We start from the raw sequence: 25,562 nt of genomic DNA, 5'->3' as shown, positions 1-25,562 counted from the left end.
GGTAATCTGGGAGTGTAGTTCACGGGGCGCAAAGCCCGTGTTCAAACGTCTTCCCGCACCCGCCGAACCTGCACAAGCAACGCCGGCGCGAAGTGCAGTACCACCATTCGCGCCAGATGGTGAGTGAGGATAAACACCACATTCAGCCCGCCGGCGAACGCCACGATTGCGATGGTTTCGATTGCTCCTGGCATGTACGCGAGCCACAGCGACAAAGCATCGCTGCCCAGCAACCGCGCGGCCGCCAATGCAAAAACCGCCGCCACCAGAATCATCAAACCGACCGATACCAGCGCCGTGCGGCCGTGACGTCCCAGCTCCGCGAGGCCAAGCCCTTGGAATCGCGAACCAATCCGCACACCGAGAATCAGCGCCGCCAGATTCAAACTCCAGTCCGGCATGTGGAAGCCCTGCAGCCATCCTGATTTCACGAACACGGCGGTGATGATGATTGCCGTCAACATGAACGGCGCCGGCACGCCAACGGCCAGCAACAATCGCCCAACCACCACGCTCAAGCCGATCACCGACAGCACGGTCAGCGCCATGCCCGTGGACAGGGGATCAACTTCGGTCACGGCAACCGATGCAGTTCCGGGAATCAGCAAACTCACCAGCACCGTGATCAGCAGCAGCCGCATCAAGTGCACGATGATCACCTTGCTCGACGCCTGATGCGATTCCAGCAAATCGAACACCGCCGCCAGCGCCCCCGGATACACCGCCAGCAAGGCATCCGTTCGATTCCACCCCGCACCGCGCGACAGCCACCAGGCGGCCAACGCCACTTGCACTGCCAGGCACAGCAGCAACACGCCGAGGCTCGGCAACATCGTCGATACCGTCGCACTGTCCCACGCTTCGAACATCAACCCGGTGGCGATACCCAGCGTGACCTGAATGTAGCCCAAGCCATAGGGCGTCGCTGGCGCGAATTTGAATTTGGTGACGACCAGTGCCGTCACGAGAATCGAGCCCAACAGCAAACCGTGGGGCACGCCTTCGAACTGCAACAGTGCGCCGAAGCCGGCAGCAATCAACAAACACAGAATGGATTTCATGGTCGCCTTCCTGGCTATTCAAGTGAGTCAGGCGCGCAACCGTCCAATCGCCCGCCGATACTTTTCGATCCGCTCCAGATCCTCCCAACTCGGCGAGGCAATCCGCGACAGGTCGCTGTTCTCTTCCAGATCCGCCAGTTTCACCACCCGCCCGATCGGGTTCTGCGCGGCGCGCTCGACAAAGTCCTCGTAGGATTCACCGGGCACTTTGGTCACCGATTCGATGGCGGACAAAACCGCTTCGCTGAAGCCTTCCTTGCGCAAATCCTCCAGGCTGATGCCGCAGTCCTCGACCACATCGTGCAGCACCGCGACGATGCGCTCTTCCAGGCTGCTCATGCGCAACATGACCTTCAGCGGATGCAAAATATACGGCGCCCCCCCCTTGTCCACCTGCCCCTCGTGGGCCGTGGCGGCAATGGCGATGGCGCGTTCCAGTGTCTGAGTCATGGGCTTTTCCTCGGGTCAGACGCCGTACCGGCCGCCAATATAGAAGTGACGCTTGAACCAGCGCCCAATCGCCTGCAAACGTCCGGCTGGCTGCGCCGGCTCGGCGTACCGCTGAAGGATCAGCGAGACCAGATCAGCCTGACTCTCCCCCGAACGCGCGTCCAGCAACTCGGCTACCCAGGCACATCCGGCCTTCTTCAAATGCTCACGCCATTCACCGGGCCAACCATCCAGCTCATGCAGCGCCAGCCACCGCGCACCGCCCTGCTCGACATGCCCGCCGCCAATCGACTGCTCGAAGCAGAACGGCGTCGCCGGGCGAGACAGGTCGATGCTGAAGATGTAGATGTCCTGGGTTTTGTGCTGCGGCGTGGGGGCGTTGTTGCGGCTGCCGATTTGAATCATGCGCGGTTCCGTCCGTGGGAGAGGCGTTACAACTTGTTTCGCAGTCTACGACGTGGTGCTGATGGGGGGAACCTTTGGCGATGAGCCGGGACGTGGCAAGTGAAAAGTTTGAATGGGTAGTCCGGGGATTTTGTTTCAGTCGCCCACAAAAAAGGGACACCGCTGGGTGTCCCTTTTTGCGTTTGGATTCAGGTTGATGGATCAGCGTTTCATGGCTTCACACTGGTTGCGCAGATCCCCGTCGCCGATGCTCGCACAGCTGCTGCCCTGCTTCGCTTCACAGAAGGAGCGTTTGTCACGATCCTGGATACTCGCGCATGAACCGCCTTTCTCCCCTTCGCAAGCGGTGCGAAGATCGTAATTATCGATCGAGGCACAACTACTGCCTTTCTTGGCGTCGCAATAGGCGCGCTGGTCACGATCCTGGATACCCGCGCATGAACCACCCTTCTCCGCTTGGCAGGCCGTGCGCAAATCGTAATTGTCGATGGAATAACAACTGCTACCTTCCTCCATGGCCTGGCAATAATTGCGTTTGTCTGGGTCAGTGATGCTGGCACAACTGGCGGAAACGTAACCGCTGAACAGCAACAACATCGCAAGAATCAGTTTCATCTCACACTTCCTTGAGCTTGCCGGGAAACAGCCTGGCACTGGGTAAAGCAATCAAAACCAGATCAGCGCTTCATGGCCTCACACCGCGTACGCAAATCATGGTTGTCGATGTTCCCGCAACTACTGCCGCCCGTTGTGGCATTGCAGTAGGCACGCTGGTCGTGGTCATCGATGTTGCCGCAGGAACTGCCCCCCTGCTCCGCGTTGCACCGCGCACGCAGGTCATGATCATCGATGTTGCCGCAGCTGCTGCCGCTCTTTTTGGCATTGCAGTAGGCACGCTGGTCGTGGTCGTCGATGTTGCCGCAGGAACTGCCGCCCTGCTCCGCGTTACAAGCCGCCCGCAGATCGTGATTGTCGATGTTGCCGCAACTGCTGCCGCTCTCCCTTGCATTGCAATAGGCGCGCTGATCGTGGTCATCAATGTTGCCGCAACTGGCAAAGCTGTAGCCGCTGAACATCAACAACATTGCGAGTAATAGTCTCATCACACACTTCCTTGGTTGACCAGGAACCAGCCTGGCACTGCTTGAGCCGATGAATGAGCGTCGCGACACGCCATCAAATTGACATCGGTTTTGGGGAAAGTTCCGGGGTTGGAATGTGTGAGGGATTTTTTGATCTGAAAACGGCGTAGGAAATTACTCCGTGTGGTGAGGGAGCTTGTTCTTGCGGGGCTGCGAAGCGGTTCCAAACCCGGCAAGTGTTTTTTCCCTGACACGCCGCAGCCCCTGATTTACGCCGGTTGCGCCGCCGAACGGGAGCGAACTCTCTGGCCAGACGTGGTGATTTCACGTCCTACAGGCTGATTGCGACGGTGGGAATCGGTGCCTAGAGTGGGTCTGTCGCTGAACGAATTTGGCGATAGGGTTTCGCAGCCCTAAGGAAAATTGACTAACACCGTCAAACTACAATTCTGGCAAAATTCGCCGGCATTACGTTTTACGGCAGTTGTGTGCGGGAGACTTACGGGTCTGCCGGGTTTGGTCTCTTCCTCGGTCTGCGAACCCGCACACATCTGCCACCCACTTTGTTTCGCAGCAGAAAGGTGGCTCATCTTTACCAAGAGACCTTTCCATATGACGATCAAAACACCGCTCCACCGCCACGCGAAGATGTCCCATCCCGCTACCGACCACCCTGTCCTGCTCATCGACGCCGACACCACACTGAGCGATCTTCACGCCTGCCTTAGGGAACGGCTCGATGCTGTTCTGAAATACTTGGATCTGATGGCCTGCATACATCTCCCCGACCACGCCGAGCATGACATCAACACCGTCAGCACCATCGCCAGAATCTTGATTCAGGACGTGAGTGACGTGTTTCGGGTTATAGAGCAACGAGGATTTTGATGTTCTTGCCTGGAAGCTGAAGGACTTACACAATTAAACTTTTCAACTTTTATGCCCGTTTTAAGCCTTGCCAAGTACATGGCGCTTGAAAAGAAAGGACAAGCACCAATCGGAATAATCACAATTAGTGAAAGTTATTAAAACCTGTCATTTATTACAGGTGACAATATCTCTCACCTAAAACACAATCACTCCACAGAAATATGCATTCTGGAAATCACGCCCATTTCGAAACTGGAGATTGAAAATGACATACCCACTGAATGGAAACTATGATGGCGGAAGCGGAAACATATACCGCCTTGTGATTGAAAACTTCAACGAATCAACCGGTTGGTGCAGCGGCTACTTCCACGACGCTCAGACAAACAAGTGGGAAAAAGTGACAGGCCACTACCACTTTTACGGGGAAGGTCAAGATGAGACAGTACTTCAATTCAATACTTCACATGGTTCCTGGAGATGGGAAGCGGACTACGTCGGCGGCGCGCCATCCTTTAACAATTGGACTGCCACTCTAAATGGTGCTGGTTATGCTCAAATGGATTTTATCAAAGAGTCAAACACGCCACAAAGGGTAACGGCAGCGGAGCTAAATCGGGGCGAATAAGCAAGTCAGAACCTAGAAAAATTCGGACCGCCAGCCCATTAATCATAAAAAATCAATCAAAGCCATCCCCTGGCGTAATAGGTATGGCTTTGAATAAAACCGACAACAATAGAGCTTGCATAACGCGAAGCGAATCATCAAAAATTCGCCGGCGTATTCGCACTAATAATCTCCGCCTCATCCGCCCCAATATTCCGGAACTTGTGCGGCAGCGTCGTCGGAAAGTAATACCCATCCCCCGCACTCAACACGCTCACCTGCCCATCCACCGTCAACTCCACGGTGCCACGGGTCACTAACCCACACTCCTCACCTTCCGAGTGAACAATCGGCTCTTCCCCGGAGCTCGCGCCCGGTGCGTATTGCTCGCGCAGCAAGCGCATCTGGCGGCTGGGGACCGAGGCGCCGATCAGGAGCAGGCGCAGGCCGTGGCGGCCGAGGTCGGGTTGTTCGTTGGCGCGGAAGACGTATTGGTGTTCGCGGGGGGGCTGGTCGAAGGTGAAGAAGTCGGCCAGGGACATCGGGATGCCTTCGAGCAGCTTTTTCAGTGAGCTGACGGAAGGACTGACACGATTCTGTTCGATCAGGGAGATGGTGGCATTGGTCACGCCGCTACGCCGGGCCAGCTCGCGCTGGGAGAGTTTGTAGCTTTCGCGTACTAGTTTGAGTCGAGAACCCGTATCCATGACAGCCTTATGTGAGAACGACTTAAGGGCGATGGGGGTGGGTGGCGGGTGCCGCGCAAGGCGCGCGGATCACGTTGCTCCCGTGTCCCGGAACCGTGAAAGGCGGCTATTAAATCACGTTTGTCGGTGTTGCTCAGCAGGTTCGATGGACGGCACATGAAAAAGCCGGCGACGCCCTTTTTGGGGGCGCCACCGGCGAGGTTAATCAGATGCCGAAACGGTCGCGCAGCGAGTAGTACACGGCGCCGAGGGCGGTCAGTGGCGCGGAGAAGGTGCGGCCGCCGATCATCGGCATGTGTGGCAGGGAGGCGAAGGCGTCGAAGCGTTCGGCGTCACCGCGGATCATTTCCGAGATCAGTTTGCCGGCCAGGTGCGAGCAGGTGACGCCGTGGCCGCTGTAGCCCTGCATGTAGTAGGCGTTTTTCTCGATGCGGCCGAATTGCGGCATGCGCGACATGGTCAGCAGGAAGTTGCCGGTCCAGCGGTAGTCGATTTTCACGTCTTTGAGCTGCGGGAAGGTCTTGAGGATCTTCGGGCGGATCAGGGTTTCAATGTCGTCCGGTTCACGGGCACCGTAGACCACGCCGCCGCCGTAGAGCAGACGGTTGTCGGCGGTCAGACGGTAGTAGTCGAGCAGGTAGTTGCAGTCCTCGACGCAGTAGTTGTTGGTGATCAGGCCGCGGGCCTGCTTTTCGGTCAACGGTTCGGTGACGCAGATCTGCGAGCCGCACGGCATGCTCTTGGCGGTCACGCGGTTGTCGAGGCCTTGCGGCAGGTAGGCGTTGCCGGCGATCAGCAGGTACTTGGCGCGGACCTGGCCTTTGGCGGTGCGCACGACGTTGGGTTCGCCGTATTTGATTTCCACCGCAGCGGACTGTTCGTAGATCTTGCCGCCCAGACGCACGATGGCGGCGGCTTCACCGAGGGCCAGGTTCAGCGGGTGGATGTGACCGCCCTGCATGTCCAGCAAACCGCCGACGTAGGCGTCCGAGCCGACTTCGCGACGAATGTCCGCAGCGTCGAGCATCTTCAGGTTTTTATTGCCGTAACGTTCCCAGCTACGTTTCTGTTCGGCGAGTCCCTTGAGCTGTTTGTTGTTCATCGCTGCGAAAATGCCGCCCGGGCGGTAGTCGCACTTGATGTCGTATTCCTTGATGCGCGAACGAATGATGTCGGCGCCTTCGAAGATCATGCTGCCGAGGATTTCGGCGGTCTTGTCGCCGTAGCGCTCTTCGATCACGTCGACGTCGCGGCTGTAGGAGTTGACCAGTTGACCGCCATTGCGACCGCTGGCGCCGTAGCCGACTTTCGCCGCTTCCAGCACCGTCACCTTGTAGCCGGCTTCGCTCAGGAACAGCGCCGAGGACAGGCCCGTGTAGCCGGCGCCGATGATGCAGACATCGCACTCCACCGACTCTTCAAGCGTCGGGAAGTCGATGACTTCGTTGCGGGTGGCGGCGTAATAACTGTTGACGTGTTGTTGTTTCATTATTGTTCTCCGAGGGACGCCGGAAAAACCGGCGTCCACCGTTGTAAATAGAATTAGAGCTTGATCCAGGTCGCTTTCAGCTCGGTGTACTTGTCGAACGCGTGCAGCGATTTGTCGCGACCGTTGCCCGATTGTTTGAAGCCACCGAACGGTGCGGTCATGTCGCCGCCGTCGTACTGGTTGACCCACACGCTGCCGGCGCGCAGGCCACGGGCGAAGGTATGAGCCTTGCTCAGGTTGCTGGTCCAGACCCCGGCGGCGAGGCCGAAGATGCTGTCGTTGGCGATGTGCAGTGCTTCTTCAACGGTGTCGAAGGTGATCAGCGACAGCACCGGGCCGAAGATTTCTTCCTTGGCGATGGTCATGGCGTTGGTCACGCCGTCAAAAATCGTCGGCTCGATGTAGGTGCCGCCGGTTTCCTCGAGGGTGCGGCGGCCGCCGGCGATCAGCTCGGCGCCCTGCTCCCGACCGATGCTGATGTAGCGCAGCACGTTGTCCAGTTGACGCTGATCGACCACGGCGCCGACGGTGGTCGCCGGATCCAGGGCGTGACCCGGTTTCCACGCTTGCAGCGCTTCGACCAGCAGCGGGATGAATTGCTCGCGGATCGAACGCTCCACCAGCAGGCGCGAGCCGGCGGTGCAGACTTCGCCCTGGTTGAACGCAATGGCGCCGGCCGCCGCTTGTGCTGCCGCGCGCAAGTCCGGTGCGTCGGCAAACACCACGTTCGGGCTCTTGCCCCCAGCTTCGAGCCAGACGCGTTTCATGTTGCTAAGGCCTGCATAAATCATCAGTTGCTTGGCAATCGCGGTGGAACCGGTAAAGGCCAGCACGTCGACGTCCATGTGCAGCGCCAGCGCCTTGCCGACGGTGTGGCCGAAGCCTGGCAGGACGTTGAACACGCCTTTCGGAATGCCGGCATCCAGCGCCAGTTGCGCAATGCGGATCGCGGTCAGCGGGGATTTTTCCGAAGGTTTGAGGATGAACGAGTTACCCGCCGCCAGCGCCGGGGCAAATTTCCAGCTGGCCATGATCAGCGGGAAGTTCCACGGCACGATGGCGGCGACCACGCCGGACGGCTCGCGGGTGACCAGGCCGAGTTGATCGTGTGGGGTGGCGGCGACTTCGTCGTAGATCTTGTCGATGGCCTCGGCGCTCCAGCGGATCGCGTTGGCGGTCGCCGGGATGTCGATGCTCATCGAGTCGCTGATCGGCTTGCCCATATCGAGGGTTTCGAGCAGCGCCAGCTCTTCCTGGTGTTGCAGGATCAGGTCGGCGAAGCGGATCAGGATGCGCTTGCGTTCGGCCGGGGCCTTGTTCGCCCACACGCCGGAATTGAAGGATTGGCGCGCGGCTTCAACGGCAAGGTTGGCGTCGGCTTCATCGGTGCTGGCGACGGAGGCCAGGAAACGGCCGTCGACGGGGCTCAGGCATTCGAAGGTTTCGCCGCTGATGGCCGGGCGGTATTCGCCGTTGATGAAGGCACGGGATTCGAGGGTCAGGGACTGGAAGCGTTGTTCCCAGTCGTTGCGGGTCATGGTCATGGGGGGGTGACTCACACATAAGAATTAGTGACCGATATCCCTGTGGGGGCGACGGTGCGACTTGCTCGCGAATACGGCGGGTCAGTCACCTTCAATGTTGAAGGTGATGGCCACTTCGCGGGCAAGTCGAATCGTCGCACCGTCGCTCCCACAGGGTTTTGCGGTGTTAGCGAGATCGCGCTTGAGCGTCAGACGGTATGCAGATACCAGTTGTACTCAAGGTCAGAGATGGAGTTCTCGAACTCGGCCAGCTCGCTTTCCTTGCACGCGACGAACACGTCGATGTACATCGGGTCGATGTAGCGGGCCATGACTTCGCTGTCATCCAGCTCACGCAGGGCGTCGCGCAGGTTGTTCGGCAGGCTCTGTTCGTTCTGCTCGTAGCTGTTGCCTTCCACCGGCGCGCCCGGTTCGATCTGGTTGGTCAGGCCGTGGTGAATACCAGCCAGCACCGAAGCCATCAACAGGTACGGGTTGGCGTCGGCACCGGCTACGCGATGCTCGATACGCACGGCGTCGGCGGACCCGGTCGGCACTCGTACCGCAACGGTGCGGTTGTCGATGCCCCAGCTCGGCGAGTTCGGCACGTAGAACTGCGCGCCGAAGCGGCGGTACGAGTTGACGTTCGGGCAGAGGAACGCCATTTGCGCAGGCAGGGTCTCCAGCACACCGCCGATCGCGTGTCGCAGTGCGGCGTTCTGCTCGGGATCCTCGCTGGCGAAGATGTTGTTGCCCTCTTTGTCCAGAATCGAAATGTGCACGTGCAGACCGTTGCCCGCCTGGCCCGGATACGGCTTGGCCATGAAGGTGGTGTCCATCTCGTGGTCGTAGGCGATGTTCTTCACCAGACGCTTGAGCAGGACGGCGTAGTCGCACGCCTTGATCGGGTCGGACACGTGATGCAGGTTGACTTCGAACTGCGCCGGGGCGCTTTCCTTGACGATGGCGTCGGCAGGAATGCCCTGCTCTTTCGCGCCTTCGAGGATGTCTTGCAGGCAGTCGACGTATTCGTCGAGATCGTCAATCAGATAAACCTGGGTCGAGACTGGACGCTTACCGGACACTGGCGAACGCGGCGATTGCGGACGGCCGTTCACGTTGTCCTGGTCGATCAGGTAGAACTCGAGTTCGAACGCGGCGCAGATGGTCAGGCCCAGTGCGTCGAACTTGCGCACCACGTTGGCCAGCACTTCACGCGGGTCGGCAAAGAACGGCTCGCCTTCCAGTTCGTGCATGGTCATCAGCAGTTGCGCGGTCGGACGCTTCTGCCAGGGCTCGATGCTCAGGGTGCCGGGGATCGGGTAGCAGATGCGGTCGGCGTCGCCGATGTCCAGGCCCAGGCCGGTGCTTTCCACCGTGGAGCCATTGATGTCGAGGGCAAAGAGCGAGGCCGGCAGGTTGATGCCTTTCTCGTAAACCTTGTGAAGACTGGTGCGCTCGATGCGCTTGCCGCGCACCACACCGTTCATGTCTGCAATCAGAAGGTCGACGTACAAAACCTCAGGATGTTTCTTAAGGAATGCGTTTGCTTCGTTGAGTTGAACGGCACGCAGAGGGACCGACATGATGCACCTATTTAGCTGTTAATTATTATGTTCACTGCTGTTTCGCGGAGCCAGTCAACCCGAACGGCAAAGTGAAGTCAATAGCGAACACCGGGCCGCTCAGCGTTTATTTTTCGGGCTTTTTTTAACACTCACGTGCCAATGACGACGCCAGAGACCCGTGAATCATGAAGATTTGATGAACGGCGTTTAGAATTTTTTACATGGGAGTTGTTAATTAAAATCAACGACGCTAAGCTCCGGAAAAGCTCGTTCAAGTGTCAAACTTCGAGGTGAATAAAAATGGCATTCAAGCCATTGATCGGCGTTACTGCGTGCGTCAAACAGATTGGCCTGCACCCCTATCACATCAGCGGCGACAAGTACGTTCGCGCTGTCAGCGTTGCGGCGCTGGGGTTGCCCGTCGTCATTCCTTCCCTTGGCAAACTGACTGAAATCGAAGATCTGCTGGGTCAGCTCGACGGTCTGTTGCTGACCGGCTCGCCGTCCAATGTGGAACCCTTCCACTATCAGGGCCCGGACAGCGCTCCCGGCACGGATCACGATCCGGCGCGGGATGCCACTACCCTTCCTCTATTACGTGCAGCCATCGCGGCGGGCGTTCCGGTACTCGGCATTTGCCGCGGCTTCCAGGAAATGAACGTGGCGTTCGGCGGCAGCCTGCACCAGAAGGTGCATGAACTGCCGGGCATGCTCGATCACCGCGAAGCCGACAGCCCGGACGTCGCCGTGCAATACGCCCCGGCCCACGCCGTGAAGGTATTGCCGGGCGGCGTGTTCGAAGCGCTGGAGCTGCCGGGTGAATTCCAGGTCAACTCGATTCACAGTCAGGGCATCGACCGCCTCGCTCCCGGCCTGCGCGCCGAAGCCGTGGCGCCGGATGGCCTGATCGAGGCGGTCTCGGTGGAGCACAGCCCGACCTTCGCCCTCGGCGTGCAATGGCACCCGGAATGGCAAGTGCTGGACAACCCGAACTACCTGCGGATTTTCCAGGCGTTCGGCGAGGCCTGCCGCCAGCGTGCGGCGCGACGCAACCAGCGCTGACGCCACCCAACGATTGCAAAACCATTTACTGCCCCCGCGGGGTCGGCGGCTGCGCGTTTGCGCATCCGTCATCCGCGATCAGCAACACACCGCGAAAACAAAAAGCATCACCCGGCAGCCAGGACGGCGGCGCCGAACAACCCGCACGGTGCGGGTCTGCAATCCACTCTTAAGCCAGGCCGCGTTGGCCCGGCGACTGAAACCTGTTGGGAGTTTCACATGGCAAACGCCTCCAGCACTTACAGGAAGGCTCTTGAAGGTCATCAGCAACCGAAAAAGGTTCTGGTGAAAGTCGATCGAGTCACCAAGAAGTTCGATGAAACCACTGCGGTGGACGATGTGTCCCTGGAGATCCATCAGGGCGAAATCTTCGCCCTGCTCGGCGGCTCCGGCTCGGGCAAATCGACCCTGCTGCGCATGCTCGCCGGTTTTGAACGACCGACTGAAGGACGCATTTTGCTCGACGGTGTCGACATCACCGACATGCCGCCGTACGAGCGGCCGATCAACATGATGTTCCAGTCCTACGCCCTGTTCCCGCACATGACTGTCGCGCAGAACATCGCCTTCGGCCTCAAGCAGGACCGTTTGCCGGCCAGCGAAATCGACGCCCGCGTCGAAGAAATGCTGCGCCTCGTCCACATGACCCAATACGCCAAACGTCGTCCACATCAACTGTCCGGCGGCCAGCGTCAGCGCGTGGCCCTCGCCCGCTCCCTGGCCAAGCGGCCGAAGCTGTTGCTGCTTGACGAACCGATGGGCGCGCTGGATAAAAAACTGCGTTCGCAGATGCAGCTGGAACTGGTGGAAATCATCGAGCGCGTCGGCGTGACCTGCGTGATGGTGACCCACGACCAGGAAGAGGCCATGACCATGGCCGAGCGCATCGCGATCATGCACCTGGGCTGGATCGCCCAGATCGGCAGCCCGGTCGACATCTATGAAGCCCCGGTCAGCCGCATGGTCTGCGAATTCATCGGCAACGTGAACGCCTTCGAAGGCACCGTGGTCGAGGACCTTGAAGGTCACGCGATCATTCACAGCCCGGACTTGCAGCAAAAGATCTACGTCGGTCATGGCGTCAGCACCTCGGTGCAGGACAAGTCGATCACCTACGCGATCCGCCCGGAAAAAATGCTCGTCAGCACGATCAAGCCAGAGACCCGCTACAACTGGTCCGAAGGCAAGGTGCATGACATCGCCTACCTCGGCGGCCACTCGGTGTTCTACGTCGAGTTGCCGAGCGGCAAGATCGTCCAGTCGTTCATGGCCAACGCCGAACGCCGTGGCGCGCGGCCGACCTGGGACGACAAGGTCTACGTCTGGTGGGAAGACGACAGCGGCGTGGTACTGCGCTCATGAGAACCTTCAATCAGCAATTCCTGCGCCTGGTGCCCAGCGGGCGAAAGTTCGTCATCGGCATCCCGTTCATCTGGCTGTTCCTGTTCTTCATGCTGCCGTTCTTTTTGGTGATGAAGATCAGCTTCTCGGAAGCCGCGCTGTCGATCCCGCCGTACTCGGAGATTTACACCTACGCCGAACAGAAATTCCAGCTTCTGCTGAACATCGGCAACTACACCCTGCTCGGCGAAGACGAGCTGTACCTGTCGGCCTACCTCGGGTCGTTGAAGGTGGCGTTGCTCAGTACGCTGATGTGTCTGGTGATCGGTTTCCCGATGGCCTACGCGATCACCAAGACCGGCAAGGAAACGCAAAACGTCCTGCTGCTGTTGATCATGATGCCGACCTGGACTGCAATCCTGATCCGCGTTTACGCGTGGATGGGCATCCTCAGCAACAACGGCCTGCTTAACGCGTTCCTGATGTGGACCGGGCTCACCGATCACCCGATCGAGATCCTCAACACCAACACCGCCGTTTACATTGGGGTCGTGTATGCGTACCTGCCTTTCATGGTGCTGCCGCTCTACGCCAACCTGGTGAAGCACGACGGCAGCCTGCTGGAAGCCGCGCAGGATCTGGGTTCGAGCAACTTCAACAACTTCTGGAAAATCACCGTGCCGCTGGCCAAGAACGGCATCATCGCCGGCTGCATGCTGGTGTTCATTCCGGTGGTGGGCGAGTTCGTGATTCCGGAACTGCTGGGCGGCCCGGAGACCCTGATGATCGGTCGCGTGCTGTGGCAAGAGTTCTTCAATAACCGCGACTGGCCGGTGGCGTCCGCGCTGGCGGTGGTGATGCTGTTGATCCTGATTGTGCCGATTCTGCTGTTCAACCGCAGCCAGGCCAAAGAGATGGAGGCACGGGGATGAAACGCTTCGGTTTTGCAAAGTTCATGCTGATCTTCGGCCTGACGTTCATTTATCTGCCGATGCTGATTCTGGTGATCTACTCGTTCAACGCCTCGAAACTGGTAACGGTCTGGGGCGGCTGGTCGGTGAAGTGGTACGTCGGCCTGCTCGACAACACCCAACTGATGGGCTCGGTGGTGCGCTCGCTGGAAATCGCCTGCTACACCGCGATTGCCGCCGTTGCGCTGGGCACCCTCGCCGCTTTCGTGCTGACCCGCGTAACGCGCTTCAAGGGTCGTACGCTGTTCGGTGGTCTGGTCACCGCGCCGCTGGTGATGCCTGAGGTGATTACCGGTCTGTCGCTGTTGCTGCTGTTCGTAGCGATGGCGCAACTGATCGGCTGGCCGCAAGAGCGTGGCATTGTCACCATCTGGATCGCCCACACCACGTTTTGTGCCGCTTATGTGGCGGTGGTAGTCTCCGCCCGTTTGCGCGAGCTGGACCTGTCGATCGAAGAAGCGGCGATGGATCTGGGCGCGAAACCGTTCAAGGTATTTTTCCTGATCACCATCCCGATGATCGCGCCGTCGCTGGCGGCGGGCGGCATGATGTCGTTCGCGCTGTCGCTGGACGATCTGGTGCTGGCGAGCTTCGTGTCCGGCCCGGGTTCCACCACCCTGCCGATGGAAGTGTTCTCGGCCGTGCGTCTGGGCGTTAAGCCCGAGATCAACGCCGTGGCCAGCCTGATTCTGCTGGCAGTGTCGCTGGTGACCTTCCTGGTCTGGTACTTCGGCCGCAAGGCAGAAGCCAACCGCAAGCGGGCGATTCAGGAAGCGATGGATCAGACCGCCAACGAATCGTGGCAGCAACCGCAACCTCAACGAGTGGCAGCGACGGCCTAGGGCCGTCGCGTTTTACGGCTTTGCGCTTTGGCTTAAAAGCTTTTGAATAAAAAGAATGGAGTTTCACCGATGAAAATGTTTGGCAGGACTCTGCTGACACTGTCCTTATTGGGCGCAATCGCCACGGGCGCCCAGGCCAACGACAAGGTGCTGCGCGTTTACAACTGGTCGGATTACATCGCCCCGGACACCGTCAAGAAGTTCGAGGACGAGACCGGCATCCGCGTGACCTACGATGTGTTCGACAGCAACGAAACCCTTGAGGCACGTTTGCTCGCGGGTAAGTCCGGCTACGACATCGTGGTGCCGTCCAACAGTTTCCTGGCCAAACAGATCAAGGCCGGGGTCTACCAGACTCTGGACAAATCGAAGCTGCCAAACTGGAAAAACCTCAACCCGGTGCTGCTGAAAAACGCCTCCGCCAGTGATCCGGACAACGCCCACGCGTTCCCGTACATGTGGGGTTCGATCGGCATCGGCTTCAACCCGGACAAGGTCCGCGAAGTGCTCGGCAAGAATGCGCCGACCAATTCCTGGGACCTGCTGTTCAAACCGGAGAACGCCGAGAAGCTGAAGGCCTGCGGCATCAGTTTCCTCGACTCGCCAACCGAAATGCTCCCGGCCGCCCTGCACTACCTGGGTTATCCGGTGAACGACAAGGACGTGAAGCACATCGCCGAAGCCGAAGCGCTGTTCATGAAAATCCGGCCGTCGGTGGCGTATTTCCATTCGTCGAAGTACATCTCCGATCTGGCCAACGGCAACATCTGCGTGGCCGTCGGCTACTCGGGTGACGTGCTGCAGGCCAAAGCCCGCGCGGTGGAATCGGGCAACAAGGTCGAGATCGACTACAGCATTCCCAAGGAAGGCGCCGGCAGTTTCTATGACATGGTCGCCATCCCGCGCGATGCCGCCAACGTCGAGAACGCCTACCTGTTCATGAACTTCCTGATGCGCCCGGACATCATCGCCGAAGTCACCAACAGCATCGGCTACAGCAACGCCAACGAAGCCGCGACGCCGCTGGTGGACGAAGCGATCCGCAACGACCCGGGGTCGTACCCGCCGCAGGCGGTGATGGCCACGCTGTATGCGGTGCCGGATCAGCCGATTGCCACGCAACGGATCATGACCCGGGGCTGGACCCGCGTGAAACTCGGCAAGTAATTGAAATTGTGTGGGAGCGAGCCTGCTCGCGATAGCGGAGTTTCAGCCGACATTGATTTTGAATGTGCAAACGTCATCGCGAGCAGGCTCGCTCCCACAGGGGTTGTGTTTCTAACTCAAGAATCAATCGATTTCCGTTCACGCAGCGCCTTACCACCGCTGCCCCCTGCTCTGAACGGCCTCACCTGGCTTCCTCGGTTCAGGTGAATTCAGGCGCCCTCGGGCGCCTTTTTTTGTCGGCTCAGATCAGTGGCCAATCGGCCAGCGAGCGATAACGGCCCTTGTGGGATTCGAACAACGCAAAGCGTTCAGCGCGCAGGAAAAACTCTGGCGCAGTGGCGGTTTCCGGTTCCGGCGCCCGATAGTCGCGGGCCAGCGTCAGGTGCGGACGATACTCCCGCGTCGCCTCTTCAAACCCGAATGGCAACATCGCCTGCTCCAGCGCATACACCAGTCGCAGCAATCCCTGCGGCGCCTGCTCCGGCGCCAGCGACAACACCCCGGCACGGCGCCAGACCTGCAACCGATCCAGCGAAATCCTCAGCGCCTCCCCCGGTGTTCGCACCTTCGCCGCCGCCTCGCAGACCTCGCCAATCTGCGCCAACGGCACCGCGCCGAGAAACAGCAACGTCAGGTGGAAATTGTCGGCCGGCACCGGTTTGCCGGTACGCAAACCCAGTTCGCTGCGCCACTGGGCAATCGCCTTGCGCTGTGCCGGCGGGCAGTCCAGTGCGAAGAACAGCCGCTTGACCGGTTGATCCCCGCGCGTTTCGTCCGTCATGGCCCCGCTCCTTCGTTCGTCGAGATCCCTGGATTCTACACGCCCGTTTCTGGCGACTCTCGGCATGGGGTTTATAGTTCAACGATTGCCATCAACCGGAGGACGTCATGCGCGAGATCCTCAGCAAAGAACCCTGGTGGGCCCGACCGCCGAATCCCGGGCAGGATGAGAGTGAACTGGAATGGGGCTGGCTGGTGCATTACAGCGAAGGTGAGCCGCGTTTCGAATTCGTGCGCGAGCGGCCGACGGACGAAGAAATCCGTCAACGCAAAAGTTGCCGGATTACTCCATCTGCAGAGTGAACACAAACCTGTGGGAGCCAGCCTGCTGGCGATAGCGGTAGATCAGTCCTTACAGACTTTTGCGGTACAGCCGCCATCGCCAGCAGGCTGGCTCCCACATGGGATTTGCGTTGAACTCAGGACTCGAGAATGTCCTTGAAGCCACCGAAGATCATCCGCTGCCCATCGAACGGCATCGGGTTGACGTCCGGTTGCATGCGCGGGTCCTCCATCATTTTTGCCATGCCGGCGTCGCGGGTGGCCTTGTCCGGCCAGACCAGCCAACCGGCCGATACGACTTCGCCTTCCTTGAGTTTTACGGCCATCGGGAATGAGGTGACCTTGCCGTCCGGCACGTCATCGCCCCAGCCCTGAATCACCTCCAGCGCGCCGTATTCCTTGAACAGCTTCGCGGCGATTTCGCAGTGTTTTTTGTACTGTTCGCGGTTGGCATTCGGCACGGGCGCCACGAAAACATCGATGTAAGCCATGATCATTCTCCTTGCAGGGTGGGTTCGATCTGCTGAGTAGTCGACTCGGGCGGCCGCCATTCGACACGGTTGACGCCCAACCCGACCGACGGTTCATCTCGCCCGCCCAAATTGCCCTCGACCTGCGCCGCCATGTGCAGCGTGCCGGCCATCACGCCGGTGGTCGGGTTTTGCACCAGTTTCAGCCAGGCCTTGTCGAAGGTGTTGCCCAGGCTGCTGCGGATCAGCGCTTCACTGTCCGGGCGGTCGTTGGCCTGAATGATTGCGCGCACGCCCGCCACGCCGACCGAAATCAGCGCCCCGGCCAGTTTGCCGGCTGCGGCCGCCACCGCGCTGGCCGCGCCGCGCGGGGCCATTTCCGCCTCCATGCGCTGGCTGGCGCGCTTGGCCACCGGCGCCATGGCCGACTCAGTCGAGGTCACGCCTTTGGAGCCGCCGTCGGTGTGAATCTTGTCGATCAGCGCCGCGTAGGCCGGCAGCGTGTTCAACGGTTCAGTGCTGACAACCTGATACAGCGAAGCATCCCTCGCCGGCGGCGGGCCAAGGGCGATGGCAGGGATTTTCTGCAATCGCCGGTTGAGCTGGGCAATGGGCACGCCGTGGCGCTGGGCGATGACCGGCATCTGCTGCGCCATCAGTTGCGCGTAGAACGCGGTGGACTGGCCGAGGATCGCGTCCGGGTCGATCTCCACCGCTACCGGCGCCAGCACCCGTTCCTGATATTGCTCCAGCAGATAGGCCGCCAGACGCTTGGCCGAGGCATCCTGCTCGCCGCTGGCACTGATCGTGTACCAGCTGACCTTCATCGACAGCCATTCCTGGGTCCAGTAGCTGCTGAACCACGGGATGAAATTTTCTTCAGTTTGCTCATAGACCCGAATGCGCCAATGTTCCATCGAGCCACGGGCGAATACCTTGACCTGCTCGGTGGCCTGTTTCGAGGCGCTGACGATTTCCCGGTCGATCTGCTGCCAGGTCGCCGGCGAAACCACCACCGCCGGCGCGGTCACCGGGGCCCGCGCCGTAGTGGCGCAGCCGGCCAGCAACACCAGTGCGGCGACGAGCAGCGCACGCAGGTTCACGGTGGCGGTCCTTATCTGTTCTTCGGTCGCAAGACCTGAAGAATCCGGAGAGAGATGACATGAGTATAGGTGCGTGGGGTGCGCCGTTTATCCGCTGGTCAGGGCCGCGCCGGTCCAACCATCAATGCCGTCGATATTCACCATCGCGACGATTGCCTTCCGCCGACCGCTCGCCAAAGGCACGATTAACCCATCCGAAACACACAGCACGAGGAGTTCACATCATGATCAATACCGTCACCCTCGCCGTGAGTTTCCCGGTCTTCGGCAGCAACTACTACGATCAGCACGCCGTGTCGCGCAAGACACAAGCGCTGGTGTTCGACGAAGCCTTCGAAGATCTGTTGATGCCCGCCGCCAGCAATCATTTCAGCAATGAAGTGGTGGGCCTCAACGATCAGTTCCGTTTTCTGAGCGACATTCTCGCCACCCATTTGCTGGACATCGAGGCCTCAGTGCCTGCGCGATCCAGCGTCCGGGCGAGCGCTCATTTTTAATGCCAGAGGGCGTTCCCGCAAAGAAACGCCCTCTTCGTTTCAGTCAGTCATCATCCCGGTCGCGGTGATAACGACGCCCGTCGCGGCGGTCGTCATCGCGGTCGTCCCAGCGCCGGTCATGATCGTAATAACGGCCATGATCGCGGTCGTAATGCCGGCCATGGCGATGGTCATCATCGAAATCCGCCACACAGCCGCCCAGCAGTACAGCGGCGGAAACGGTCAGCAGCAGGCTTGTTGCACGCATCATTCAGAATTTCCCTAAAACCAAGGTCTTGACGACGGAAACGGCAGCGCTGCCCGCACCGATGAGGCGCGGTGTGCGCTGCCGCAGATACGACCGGGGAAAACGACGATGATTCACCGACCGCCGATGACCGTTGATCGCCTCGCCCGCCTCGCCCGAGCGGCGGCCAAATGCCACCTATACTGCTTGCAACGCGCAAAGGATCTGCCCCTCAAAAACAACAAGTAGAGGTGCGACATGGTCTGGCAACAAGTCTATGACCCGTTCGGCAATCCGGTGATTTCCACGATCATGGCCGCCGTTCCAGTGGTGGTGATGCTGGCGGCGCTGGCCTTCTTTCATGTGAAGGCGCATCTGGCCGCACTGCTGGCGCTGGCCTCGGCACTGCTGATCTCGATCTTCGCCTTCGGCATGCCCGCCAACATGGCCGGTTCCGCGGCGCTGTTCGGGGCGGCCAATGGGCTGCTGCCGATTGGCTGGATCGTGCTCAACATCATTTTTCTGCATCGCCTGACCACCGAGAACGGCTCGTTCAAGGTGTTGCAGGATTCGCTCGCCCGCATCACCGACGACCGGCGCCTGCAATTGCTGCTGATCGCCTTTTGTTTCGGTGCTTTCTTCGAAGGAGCCGCCGGGTTCGGTACCCCGGTGGCGGTGACCGGCGCCATTCTGATCGGTCTTGGTTTTTCGCCACTGGCAGCGTCCGGTCTGGCGCTGATCGCCAACACCGCGCCCGTGGCCTTCGGCGCCCTGGGCACGCCGATCATTACGCTGGCCAAGGTCACCGGGCTGGATGAAATGGAGCTCTCGATGATGGTGGGACGGCAGCTGCCGTTTTTTTCGGTGCTGGTGCCGTTCTGGCTGATCTGGGCCTTCGCCGGGTGGCGCAAGATGTTGGAGGTATGGCCGGCGATTCTGGTGGCGGGCGTCAGTTTCGCCATCCCGCAGTTTCTGGTTTCGAACTACCACGGGCCGATGCTGGTGGATGTGATCGCCGCGCTGATTTCCATGGCCTGCCTGACGTTGTTCCTTAAGGTATGGAAACCGGCAACCGTCCACACCTCGGCCGCGCTGTCGGGGCGGCATGACGACTCGAAGGTCGACGAAGAAAAGGTCACGGCCAGCGCCGCATTCAGCGATCAGGCGCGCCCGGCAGTGATGCGCGCGTGGATGCCGTGGATCATCCTCACGGTGTTCGTGTTTGCCTGGGGCACCCAGGGTTTCAAGAACATGTTCGACACTCGTCCGGCGATTGATCCCGTTACCCAATCGGCCAGGCTTGATCCGCAGGGCAAACCGCTGCGCGAGGCCAATCCGGTGTTCGCCCCGGCCGTGACTTTCAGCTCCCTGCATCTGCAGATCGAAAAAGTCCCGCCGGTGGTCGCCGCGCCGAAAGCTGAAGAGGCGGTGTACAAGTTCACCTGGTTCACTGCCACCGGCAGCGGCATCCTGCTCGCGGCGATTGTCGGTGGATTGCTGATGGGCTACTCGATCCCGCAACTGATCAAACAGTACCTTCGCACACTGTGGGTGGTGCGCTTCTCGCTGATCACGATTGCCGCGATGCTGGCGCTGGGATTCCTGACCCGCTACTCGGGGCTGGACGCGACCATGGGGCTGGCATTCGCTGCCACGGGGATTTTCTATCCGATGTTCGGCACCTTGCTCGGTTGGCTTGGCGTAGCGCTGACCGGGTCGGATACCGCGTCCAACGTGCTGTTTGGCGGCCTGCAACGGGTGACGTCGGAGCAGCTGGGCATCAGCCCGGTCCTGATGGCGGCGGCCAACAGCTCCGGCGGAGTGATGGGCAAAATGGTCGACGCGCAGTCGATCGTGGTCGCCTCGACGGCGACTCGCTGGTACGGGCATGAAGGGGAAATCCTGCGTTACGTGTTCTTCCATTCCATCGTGCTGGCGATTCTGGTCGGCGGCCTGGTGACGTTGCAGGCGTATGTGGCGCCGTTTACGTCCATGGTGGTCGGCGCGCATTGAGATCGCGGGTGCCTCGGTTGTGAGAGCGATCTGACTCACAGCCAAGGCACCCGCGTTCATTCTGTCGATTGATGAAGCGCGCGCATGAGGCCATGCGCAAATCAAAGAAAACCTTTTCCTCTCCAGCGTGGTCACTCCTAGAACAGAGCGAGACTGGCAACCACGCCAGCGCACCCGTGCGGGTCTTTCACACCCTGCCGACCTGATAGAGGAAGCCAAGCAAATGAACGACCATCCGCCAATGGCGATCTCCCGACGCCGTTTCCTGATTCTCGGTGCCGTGACCGCAACCGCGTTCGCGATGCCCCCTTTCATCAGCCTCAAGGCCTACGCGGCCAGCCTGGAGCAACCGGCCATGGCCAAAGTAACCATCGAAGTCAACGGCAAGCCACAGGCGCTGGAGGTTGATACTCGCACCACCCTGCTCGACGCCCTGCGCGAACACCTGCAGCTGACTGGCAGCAAAAAGGGCTGCGATCACGGTCAGTGCGGCGCCTGCACGGTGATCGTCGATGGCCGGCGAATCAATTCATGCCTGACCCTGGCGGTGATGCAGGACGGCGCCAAAGTCACCACCATCGAAGGCCTCGGCATGCCAGACCACCTGCACCCGATGCAGGCGGCATTTATCAAGCATGACGGCTACCAGTGCGGATATTGCACGCCGGGGCAGATCTGCTCGGCGGTCGCCGTGCTCCAGGAAATCCGCGACGGCATCCCCAGCCACGCCAGCGCCAGCCTCACCGAAGCGCCGCAACTGATCGCCAGCGAATTGCAGGAACGCATGAGCGGCAACATCTGCCGATGCGGCGCCTACTCGAACATCATCGAAGCCATCAGCGAAGTCGCGGAGGTGTCAGCATGAGAGCGTTCAATTACAGCCGCGCCGGCTCCCCTGCCGCAGCCGCCGCTCAAGCTGCACAAATCGAAGGTGCGCGTTTCATCGCCGGCGGCACCAACCTGCTGGACTTGATGAAGCTCGACATCGAAACGCCGCAGCAGCTGATTGACGTCAATCACCTGGGCCTCGACCAGATCGAAGCCACCGACGACGGCGGCTTGCGCATCGGCGCACTGGTGCGCAATACCGATCTGGCCGCCGACAGCCGCGTCCGGAAAGACTACGCGCTGCTGTCCCGCGCCTTGCTCGCCGGTGCATCGGGCCAGTTGCGCAACATGGCGACCACCGCCGGCAATCTGCTCCAGCGCACGCGCTGCCCGTATTTCTACGACACCAATCAAGCCTGCAATAAACGCAATCCCGGCAGCGGTTGCGCGGCGATTGGCGGGGTCAGTCGACAACTCGGCATTATCGGCGTCAGCGATGCTTGCATCGCGACCCATCCGAGTGACATGGCGATTGCGATGCGGGCGCTGGATGCCCAGGTCGAAACGATCAAGGCCGACGGCAGCACGCGGCGCATCGCCATCGCGGACTTCCACCAACTGCCCGGCACCACACCGAATGTCGAAACCAGTCTGATGCCGGGCGAGCTGATTACCGCCGTCACCCTGCCCGCGCCAGTGGGCGGCACCCATGTCTATCACAAGGTGCGCGACCGCTCGTCGTACGCCTTCGCGCTGGTCTCCGTCGGCCTGATCCTGCAGAAGGATGGCAGCGGCCGCATCGCCGTCGGTGGCATCGCGCCGAAACCCTGGCGAATCGAAGCGGCGGAAGCGCTGCTGCCGCAAGGCGCGAAAGCCGTCAGTGCGCGCCTGCTAGACGGCGCCACGCCTACTTCTGACAACCAGTTCAAAGTGACATTGGTCGAGCGCACGATTGCCTCGGTGCTGGCCCAAGCGAGGGACGAAGCATGAAATTCGACACGCCCGCCACGACCAACCCGATTGATCAGTTGAACGTCATCGGCAAACCCACCGACCGCATCGAAGGCCCTCTGAAGACCAGCGGCCAGGCGCCTTACGCCTACGAGCAACATGAGGCGGTCAAGAATCAGGCCTATGGCGTCATGGTCGGTTCGGCCATTGCCAAGGGTCGCATCACCCGCATCGATCTGGAGGCCGCCCGCGCCGCGCCGGGCGTGCTGACCATCGTCACCGCCGCCAATGCCGGCAAGCTCGGCAAAGGCCAATACAACGCCGCGCACCTGCTGGCCGGGCCGCAAGTGCAGCACTATCACCAGGCCGTGGCGCTGGTGGTCGCCGAAACCTTCGAACAGGCGCGGGCGGCCGCGCAGTTGGTCAACGTCGAATACGCGCAAGACAAAGGCCAGTTTGATCTGGCCAGCGCGCGCGATCAGGGCGTGGAGCCGAAAGACGAATTGCCGGACGTCACACACGGCGATTTCGCCAGCGCTTTTGCCGCCGCGCCCGTGCAGTTCGACCAGACCTACACCACGCCGGATCAGTCCCACGCGATGATGGAGCCCCACGCGACACTTGCCGTGTGGAAAGGCGATCAACTGACGCTCTGGACCTCCAACCAGATGATCGCCTGGAGCGTCGGCGACATCGCCGCCACCCTCGGCCTGCCCAAGGAAAACGTGCGGCTGATCTCGCCGTACATTGGCGGCGGTTTCGGCGGCAAGCTGTTCATTCGTGCCGACGCGATCCTCGCCGCTCTGGGTGCACGGCTGGCGAACCGTCCCGTGAAGGTCGCCCTCGCCCGTCCGCAGATCGCCAACAACACCACCCACCGTCCCGCCACGATTCAGCGGATTCGCATGGGCGCCACGGCGGACGGCAAACTCACCGCCATCGCCCATGAAGGCTGGTCGGGCAACCTCGCCGACGGCAAGGTCGAAGTCGCGGCGCAGCCGAGCCAGTTGCTCTACGCCGCAGAAAATCGCCTGGTGACCATGCGCCTGGCGCCTCTGGATCTACCGGAAGGCAACGCCATGCGCGCACCGGGTGAAACGCCGGGGCTGATGGCGCTGGAGATCGCCATGGACGAGATGGCGGAACAGCTCAAACTCGATCCGATCCAGTTCCGCATCCTCAACGACACGCAGGTCGATCCGGTGAAAACCGAGCGGCCGTTCTCACAGCGGCGTCTGATCGAATGCCTGCAAACCGGCGCCGAACGTTTTGGCTGGGATAAGCGCAATGCGACGCCCGGCACCCGTCGCGAAGGTCGCTGGCTGATCGGCATGGGCGTTGCGGCGGCGATTCGCAACAACCTGCTGGTGAAGTCCGGCGCGCGAGTGCGGCTGGAGCGCGACGGCAAGATCACCGTTGAAACCGACATGACCGACATTGGCACCGGCAGCTATACGATCATTGGTCAGACTGCAGCGGAAATGATGGGGGTCAGCCTGGACGATGTGGTGGTGCGACTCGGCGATTCGAATTTCCCGGTGTCGGCCGGCTCCGGCGGCCAGTTCGGCGCCAACTGCTCGACCGCCGGGGTTTACGCGGCGTGCATGAAGCTGCGCGAAGCGGTCGCGACCAAACTGGGCATGAACGCGGGTGAAGCGCAGTTTGTCGACGGCCACGTGCGGCTGGGCAACCAGAACGTGCCGTTACGTGACGCCGCGCAACACGCCCCGATCGAAGTCGAGGACAGCATCGAATTCGCCGACCTCGCCAAGCAGTACCAGCAATCGACCTTCGGCGCGCACTTCGTCGAAGTCGCGGTGGATGCCGCCACCGGCGAAGTGCGCGTGCGACGGATGCTCGCGGTGTGCGCCGCCGGGCGGATTCTCAATCCGAAATCGGCCCGCAGCCAGGTGATCGGCGCCATGACCATGGGCGTCGGCGCAGCATTGATGGAAGAGCTCGCGGTGGACCAGCGCCACGGCTTTTTCGTCAACCATGACCTGGCCGGCTACGAAGTACCGGTGCACGCCGACATCCCGCATCAGGAGGTGATTTTCCTCGATGAAACCGATCCGATTTCATCGCCGATGAAAGCCAAGGGGGTCGGTGAACTGGGGATTTGCGGCGTGAGTGCGGCGGTGGCGAATGCGATCTATAACGCCACGGGTGCACGGGTGCGGGAGTATCCGATTACCTTGGACAAGATTCTTGATGCATTGCCGCCGATGATCTGAAACCGGTAGCGCACTAGCATGGGGTGCTAGTGCGCTAATCACTTCGGGAGATAGCTAACTCACCAACGCAATCAACTGCTGACGCTGCGCATCGGTCAGCATCAGCCCGAACCCGGCGCCGGCGTTGTCGGCCATGTACAACGGGTTGCTGGTGCCGGGAATCACACAAGTCACCGCCGGATGCGCCAGCAGGAATTTCAGTGCCAGTTGCGGCCAGCTCTTCGCCCCCACCTGAGCTGCCCAACCCGGCAGCGGTTTGCCCTTGAGCCGCGCGAGCAGATCGCCGCCGCCGAACGGCCGGTTGCAGATCACCGCCACCCCGCGTTCGCGGCACAGTGGCAGGATGCGCTTCTCGACCCCGCGATCATCGAGCGCGTAGTTGATTTGCAGGAAATCCAGCGACTCGGCCTTGAGCACCGCTTCCACCTCCTCATACGCCGACGGCGTGTAGTGGGTGATGCCGATGTAGCGGATGCGGCCCTGCTCTTTCCAGTCGCGCAGGGTCGGCAGATGGGTTTGCCAGTCGAGCAGGTTGTGGATCTGCATCAGGTCGATGCGCTCGGTGCGCAGCAGGCTGAACGACTGCTCCATCTGCGCGATGCCCTCCTCGCGACCACGGGTCCACACCTTGGTCGCCAGAAACGCCGGTGAGCGCGGTTCGTGGATCGACAGCAATTCACCGGTGGTTTCTTCGGCGCGGCCGTACATGGGGGAGCTGTCGATCACCGTGCCGCCCTTTTTGAACAGCTCGCCGAGCACCGCCGGCAATTGCTTGTAGACCGGATCGCCGGGGGCGACGTCGAAACCGCGATAAGTGCCCAACCCCACCAGCGGCAGTGGCTCGGAGCTCGAAGGGATGGCGCGGGTCTGCATGGTCTGGGCTCCTGTGGCGTTCGGCAACGAAATGGCGGCCAGCGCCCGGTCAAAGGTGAAAACCGCTGACACCCCGGCTGCCAGCGTCAGCAACCGGCGGCGGGAATATCCCTCAGTGTGGTTCATGCTGGCGCCCTTGCCCTGTGGATCTGTTGCACCT

The 25,562-nt window shown here is 60.7% G+C and carries 27 protein-coding genes; 13 read left to right on the top strand and 14 right to left on the bottom strand.

Translation table 11 applies throughout. The annotated features are described in order from the left end of the window. Window positions 1–41 precede the first annotated feature (41 nt). From K3819_RS12025 to K3819_RS12005, 5 genes are all read right to left on the bottom strand, one after another. Complete coding sequence (locus K3819_RS12025; RefSeq protein ID WP_221399377.1) at window positions 42–1,061, bottom strand: AbrB family transcriptional regulator; 1,020 nt, start codon at window positions 1,059–1,061, stop codon at window positions 42–44. A 27-nt stretch (window positions 1,062–1,088) separates the two neighbouring features. Next, the gene (locus tag K3819_RS12020; RefSeq protein WP_221399376.1) at window positions 1,089–1,511 is read right to left on the bottom strand and encodes an HD domain-containing protein; all 423 of its coding nucleotides are present in this window, start codon (window positions 1,509–1,511) and stop codon (window positions 1,089–1,091) included. A 15-nt stretch (window positions 1,512–1,526) separates the two neighbouring features. Next, complete coding sequence (locus tag K3819_RS12015; RefSeq protein ID WP_221399375.1) at window positions 1,527–1,916, bottom strand: hypothetical protein; 390 nt, start codon at window positions 1,914–1,916, stop codon at window positions 1,527–1,529. 201 nt (window positions 1,917–2,117) lie between these two features. Then, complete coding sequence (locus K3819_RS12010; protein ID WP_007957072.1) at window positions 2,118–2,531, bottom strand: hypothetical protein; 414 nt, start codon at window positions 2,529–2,531, stop codon at window positions 2,118–2,120. Window positions 2,532–2,593: 62 nt separating this feature from the next. Then, a complete protein-coding gene (locus K3819_RS12005) occupies window positions 2,594–3,019 on the bottom strand; it encodes a hypothetical protein (RefSeq protein ID WP_039770908.1) in 426 nt (141 codons plus the stop codon). Window positions 3,020–3,610: 591 nt separating this feature from the next. Between K3819_RS12005 and K3819_RS12000 the strand changes: the two genes are divergently transcribed. Then, window positions 3,611–3,886: a fructose-bisphosphate aldolase gene (locus tag K3819_RS12000; RefSeq protein WP_085613025.1), complete on the top strand. Its 276-nt coding sequence runs from the start codon at window positions 3,611–3,613 to the stop codon at window positions 3,884–3,886. A gap of 247 nt (window positions 3,887–4,133) precedes the next feature. Next, window positions 4,134–4,496 (top strand): hypothetical protein, encoded by a 363-nt coding sequence (locus K3819_RS11995; RefSeq protein ID WP_143492976.1) that lies wholly within the window; start codon window positions 4,134–4,136, stop codon window positions 4,494–4,496. 137 nt (window positions 4,497–4,633) lie between these two features. Here K3819_RS11995 and K3819_RS11990 read toward each other — a convergent pair whose 3' ends face one another. The 4 genes from K3819_RS11990 to K3819_RS11975 all read right to left on the bottom strand — a co-directional run bounded on the left by K3819_RS11990 (window position 4,634) and on the right by K3819_RS11975 (window position 9,780). After that, window positions 4,634–5,182, bottom strand: coding sequence for a cupin domain-containing protein (locus K3819_RS11990; protein ID WP_007957093.1), 549 nt, complete (start codon window positions 5,180–5,182; stop codon window positions 4,634–4,636). A gap of 205 nt (window positions 5,183–5,387) precedes the next feature. Continuing rightward, entirely contained in the window at window positions 5,388–6,671 is a 1,284-nt protein-coding gene (locus K3819_RS11985; RefSeq protein WP_221399374.1) for an FAD-binding oxidoreductase, read from the bottom strand. A 53-nt stretch (window positions 6,672–6,724) separates the two neighbouring features. Next, the gene (locus tag K3819_RS11980; RefSeq protein WP_085613023.1) at window positions 6,725–8,215 is read right to left on the bottom strand and encodes an aldehyde dehydrogenase; all 1,491 of its coding nucleotides are present in this window, start codon (window positions 8,213–8,215) and stop codon (window positions 6,725–6,727) included. Window positions 8,216–8,403: 188 nt separating this feature from the next. Further along, window positions 8,404–9,780: a glutamine synthetase family protein gene (locus tag K3819_RS11975; protein ID WP_085613022.1), complete on the bottom strand. Its 1,377-nt coding sequence runs from the start codon at window positions 9,778–9,780 to the stop codon at window positions 8,404–8,406. Window positions 9,781–10,062: 282 nt separating this feature from the next. On the opposite strand from K3819_RS11975, the gene K3819_RS11970 reads away from it, so the two are divergent. The 5 genes from K3819_RS11970 to K3819_RS11950 all read left to right on the top strand — a co-directional run bounded on the left by K3819_RS11970 (window position 10,063) and on the right by K3819_RS11950 (window position 15,145). After that, window positions 10,063–10,824, top strand: coding sequence for a gamma-glutamyl-gamma-aminobutyrate hydrolase family protein (locus K3819_RS11970; RefSeq protein WP_085613021.1), 762 nt, complete (start codon window positions 10,063–10,065; stop codon window positions 10,822–10,824). A 219-nt stretch (window positions 10,825–11,043) separates the two neighbouring features. Next, the gene (potA, locus tag K3819_RS11965; RefSeq protein WP_221399373.1) at window positions 11,044–12,186 is read left to right on the top strand and encodes a polyamine ABC transporter ATP-binding protein; all 1,143 of its coding nucleotides are present in this window, start codon (window positions 11,044–11,046) and stop codon (window positions 12,184–12,186) included. After that, complete coding sequence (locus K3819_RS11960; protein WP_064595393.1) at window positions 12,183–13,097, top strand: ABC transporter permease subunit; 915 nt, start codon at window positions 12,183–12,185, stop codon at window positions 13,095–13,097. Before potA ends, K3819_RS11960 begins: the two co-directional genes overlap by 4 nt. Next, window positions 13,094–13,978, top strand: coding sequence for an ABC transporter permease subunit (locus tag K3819_RS11955; protein ID WP_007957119.1), 885 nt, complete (start codon window positions 13,094–13,096; stop codon window positions 13,976–13,978). The genes K3819_RS11960 and K3819_RS11955 overlap by 4 nt, the downstream gene beginning before the upstream one ends. 69 nt (window positions 13,979–14,047) lie before the next feature. Continuing rightward, window positions 14,048–15,145 carry a polyamine ABC transporter substrate-binding protein gene (locus tag K3819_RS11950; protein WP_007957121.1) on the top strand — a complete coding sequence of 366 codons (1,098 nt, stop codon included), beginning with the start codon at window positions 14,048–14,050 and terminating at the stop codon, window positions 15,143–15,145. A 241-nt stretch (window positions 15,146–15,386) separates the two neighbouring features. On the opposite strand, the gene thpR is transcribed toward K3819_RS11950, so the two are convergent. Continuing rightward, window positions 15,387–15,926 (bottom strand): RNA 2',3'-cyclic phosphodiesterase, encoded by a 540-nt coding sequence (gene thpR / locus K3819_RS11945; protein WP_221399372.1) that lies wholly within the window; start codon window positions 15,924–15,926, stop codon window positions 15,387–15,389. 107 nt (window positions 15,927–16,033) lie between these two features. Here thpR and K3819_RS11940 point away from each other — a divergent pair, with 107 nt between their 5' ends. Beyond that, window positions 16,034–16,228: a hypothetical protein gene (locus K3819_RS11940; protein ID WP_085648872.1), complete on the top strand. Its 195-nt coding sequence runs from the start codon at window positions 16,034–16,036 to the stop codon at window positions 16,226–16,228. A gap of 116 nt (window positions 16,229–16,344) precedes the next feature. Here K3819_RS11940 and K3819_RS11935 read toward each other — a convergent pair whose 3' ends face one another. Further along, window positions 16,345–16,698 carry a DUF1428 domain-containing protein gene (locus K3819_RS11935; protein ID WP_085648871.1) on the bottom strand — a complete coding sequence of 118 codons (354 nt, stop codon included), beginning with the start codon at window positions 16,696–16,698 and terminating at the stop codon, window positions 16,345–16,347. 2 nt (window positions 16,699–16,700) lie between these two features. Further along, window positions 16,701–17,780: a hypothetical protein gene (locus tag K3819_RS11930; RefSeq protein WP_085613018.1), complete on the bottom strand. Its 1,080-nt coding sequence runs from the start codon at window positions 17,778–17,780 to the stop codon at window positions 16,701–16,703. A 224-nt stretch (window positions 17,781–18,004) separates the two neighbouring features. On the opposite strand from K3819_RS11930, the gene K3819_RS11925 reads away from it, so the two are divergent. Next, window positions 18,005–18,277, top strand: a complete 273-nt coding sequence (locus tag K3819_RS11925) for a hypothetical protein (protein WP_039770930.1) — start codon at window positions 18,005–18,007, stop codon at window positions 18,275–18,277. Between the two features lie 43 nt (window positions 18,278–18,320). Here K3819_RS11925 and K3819_RS11920 read toward each other — a convergent pair whose 3' ends face one another. Further along, window positions 18,321–18,527 carry a hypothetical protein gene (locus tag K3819_RS11920; protein WP_064382340.1) on the bottom strand — a complete coding sequence of 69 codons (207 nt, stop codon included), beginning with the start codon at window positions 18,525–18,527 and terminating at the stop codon, window positions 18,321–18,323. 234 nt (window positions 18,528–18,761) lie between these two features. Between K3819_RS11920 and K3819_RS11915 the strand changes: the two genes are divergently transcribed. From K3819_RS11915 to paoC, 4 genes are all read left to right on the top strand, one after another. Next, the gene (locus K3819_RS11915; protein ID WP_221399371.1) at window positions 18,762–20,516 is read left to right on the top strand and encodes an L-lactate permease; all 1,755 of its coding nucleotides are present in this window, start codon (window positions 18,762–18,764) and stop codon (window positions 20,514–20,516) included. 241 nt (window positions 20,517–20,757) lie between these two features. Beyond that, complete coding sequence (paoA, locus tag K3819_RS11910) at window positions 20,758–21,381, top strand: aldehyde dehydrogenase iron-sulfur subunit PaoA (protein ID WP_260329069.1); 624 nt, start codon at window positions 20,758–20,760, stop codon at window positions 21,379–21,381. Next, the gene (locus K3819_RS11905; RefSeq protein ID WP_221399370.1) at window positions 21,378–22,334 is read left to right on the top strand and encodes a xanthine dehydrogenase family protein subunit M; all 957 of its coding nucleotides are present in this window, start codon (window positions 21,378–21,380) and stop codon (window positions 22,332–22,334) included. The genes paoA and K3819_RS11905 overlap by 4 nt, the downstream gene beginning before the upstream one ends. Next, complete coding sequence (gene paoC / locus K3819_RS11900) at window positions 22,331–24,529, top strand: aldehyde oxidoreductase molybdenum-binding subunit PaoC (RefSeq protein WP_221399369.1); 2,199 nt, start codon at window positions 22,331–22,333, stop codon at window positions 24,527–24,529. Before K3819_RS11905 ends, paoC begins: the two co-directional genes overlap by 4 nt. A gap of 54 nt (window positions 24,530–24,583) precedes the next feature. Here paoC and K3819_RS11895 read toward each other — a convergent pair whose 3' ends face one another. Then, window positions 24,584–25,528 (bottom strand): aldo/keto reductase, encoded by a 945-nt coding sequence (locus K3819_RS11895; protein ID WP_085613013.1) that lies wholly within the window; start codon window positions 25,526–25,528, stop codon window positions 24,584–24,586. Window positions 25,529–25,562: the final 34 nt, after the last annotated feature.

Origin of the sequence: Pseudomonas sp. 3-2 (genome assembly GCF_019710535.1) — a bacterium.
Taxonomy (GTDB): domain Bacteria; phylum Pseudomonadota; class Gammaproteobacteria; order Pseudomonadales; family Pseudomonadaceae; genus Aquipseudomonas; species Aquipseudomonas pharyngis.
This window is presented reverse-complemented; position numbering and strand designations above follow the sequence as displayed.

Excerpts from the sequence above, each read along its gene's own strand:
- K3819_RS12025 (WP_221399377.1), bottom strand. The coding sequence starts at position 1,061 with ATGAAATCCATTCTGTGTTTGTTGATTGCTGCCGGCTTCGGCGCACTG.
- K3819_RS12020 (WP_221399376.1), bottom strand. The coding sequence starts at position 1,511 with ATGACTCAGACACTGGAACGCGCCATCGCCATTGCCGCCACGGCCCAC.
- K3819_RS12015 (WP_221399375.1), bottom strand. The coding sequence starts at position 1,916 with ATGATTCAAATCGGCAGCCGCAACAACGCCCCCACGCCGCAGCACAAA.
- K3819_RS12010 (WP_007957072.1), bottom strand. The coding sequence starts at position 2,531 with ATGAAACTGATTCTTGCGATGTTGTTGCTGTTCAGCGGTTACGTTTCC.
- K3819_RS12005 (WP_039770908.1), bottom strand. The coding sequence starts at position 3,019 with ATGAGACTATTACTCGCAATGTTGTTGATGTTCAGCGGCTACAGCTTT.
- K3819_RS12000 (WP_085613025.1), top strand. The coding sequence starts at position 3,611 with ATGACGATCAAAACACCGCTCCACCGCCACGCGAAGATGTCCCATCCC.
- K3819_RS11995 (WP_143492976.1), top strand. The coding sequence starts at position 4,134 with ATGACATACCCACTGAATGGAAACTATGATGGCGGAAGCGGAAACATA.
- K3819_RS11990 (WP_007957093.1), bottom strand. The coding sequence starts at position 5,182 with ATGGATACGGGTTCTCGACTCAAACTAGTACGCGAAAGCTACAAACTC.
- K3819_RS11985 (WP_221399374.1), bottom strand. The coding sequence starts at position 6,671 with ATGAAACAACAACACGTCAACAGTTATTACGCCGCCACCCGCAACGAA.
- K3819_RS11980 (WP_085613023.1), bottom strand. The coding sequence starts at position 8,215 with ATGACCATGACCCGCAACGACTGGGAACAACGCTTCCAGTCCCTGACC.
- K3819_RS11975 (WP_085613022.1), bottom strand. The coding sequence starts at position 9,780 with ATGTCGGTCCCTCTGCGTGCCGTTCAACTCAACGAAGCAAACGCATTC.
- K3819_RS11970 (WP_085613021.1), top strand. The coding sequence starts at position 10,063 with ATGGCATTCAAGCCATTGATCGGCGTTACTGCGTGCGTCAAACAGATT.
- potA (WP_221399373.1), top strand. The coding sequence starts at position 11,044 with ATGGCAAACGCCTCCAGCACTTACAGGAAGGCTCTTGAAGGTCATCAG.
- K3819_RS11960 (WP_064595393.1), top strand. The coding sequence starts at position 12,183 with ATGAGAACCTTCAATCAGCAATTCCTGCGCCTGGTGCCCAGCGGGCGA.
- K3819_RS11955 (WP_007957119.1), top strand. The coding sequence starts at position 13,094 with ATGAAACGCTTCGGTTTTGCAAAGTTCATGCTGATCTTCGGCCTGACG.
- K3819_RS11950 (WP_007957121.1), top strand. The coding sequence starts at position 14,048 with ATGAAAATGTTTGGCAGGACTCTGCTGACACTGTCCTTATTGGGCGCA.
- thpR (WP_221399372.1), bottom strand. The coding sequence starts at position 15,926 with ATGACGGACGAAACGCGCGGGGATCAACCGGTCAAGCGGCTGTTCTTC.
- K3819_RS11940 (WP_085648872.1), top strand. The coding sequence starts at position 16,034 with ATGCGCGAGATCCTCAGCAAAGAACCCTGGTGGGCCCGACCGCCGAAT.
- K3819_RS11935 (WP_085648871.1), bottom strand. The coding sequence starts at position 16,698 with ATGGCTTACATCGATGTTTTCGTGGCGCCCGTGCCGAATGCCAACCGC.
- K3819_RS11925 (WP_039770930.1), top strand. The coding sequence starts at position 18,005 with ATGATCAATACCGTCACCCTCGCCGTGAGTTTCCCGGTCTTCGGCAGC.
- K3819_RS11920 (WP_064382340.1), bottom strand. The coding sequence starts at position 18,527 with ATGATGCGTGCAACAAGCCTGCTGCTGACCGTTTCCGCCGCTGTACTG.
- K3819_RS11915 (WP_221399371.1), top strand. The coding sequence starts at position 18,762 with ATGGTCTGGCAACAAGTCTATGACCCGTTCGGCAATCCGGTGATTTCC.
- paoA (WP_260329069.1), top strand. The coding sequence starts at position 20,758 with ATGGCGATCTCCCGACGCCGTTTCCTGATTCTCGGTGCCGTGACCGCA.
- K3819_RS11905 (WP_221399370.1), top strand. The coding sequence starts at position 21,378 with ATGAGAGCGTTCAATTACAGCCGCGCCGGCTCCCCTGCCGCAGCCGCC.
- paoC (WP_221399369.1), top strand. The coding sequence starts at position 22,331 with ATGAAATTCGACACGCCCGCCACGACCAACCCGATTGATCAGTTGAAC.
- K3819_RS11895 (WP_085613013.1), bottom strand. The coding sequence starts at position 25,528 with ATGAACCACACTGAGGGATATTCCCGCCGCCGGTTGCTGACGCTGGCA.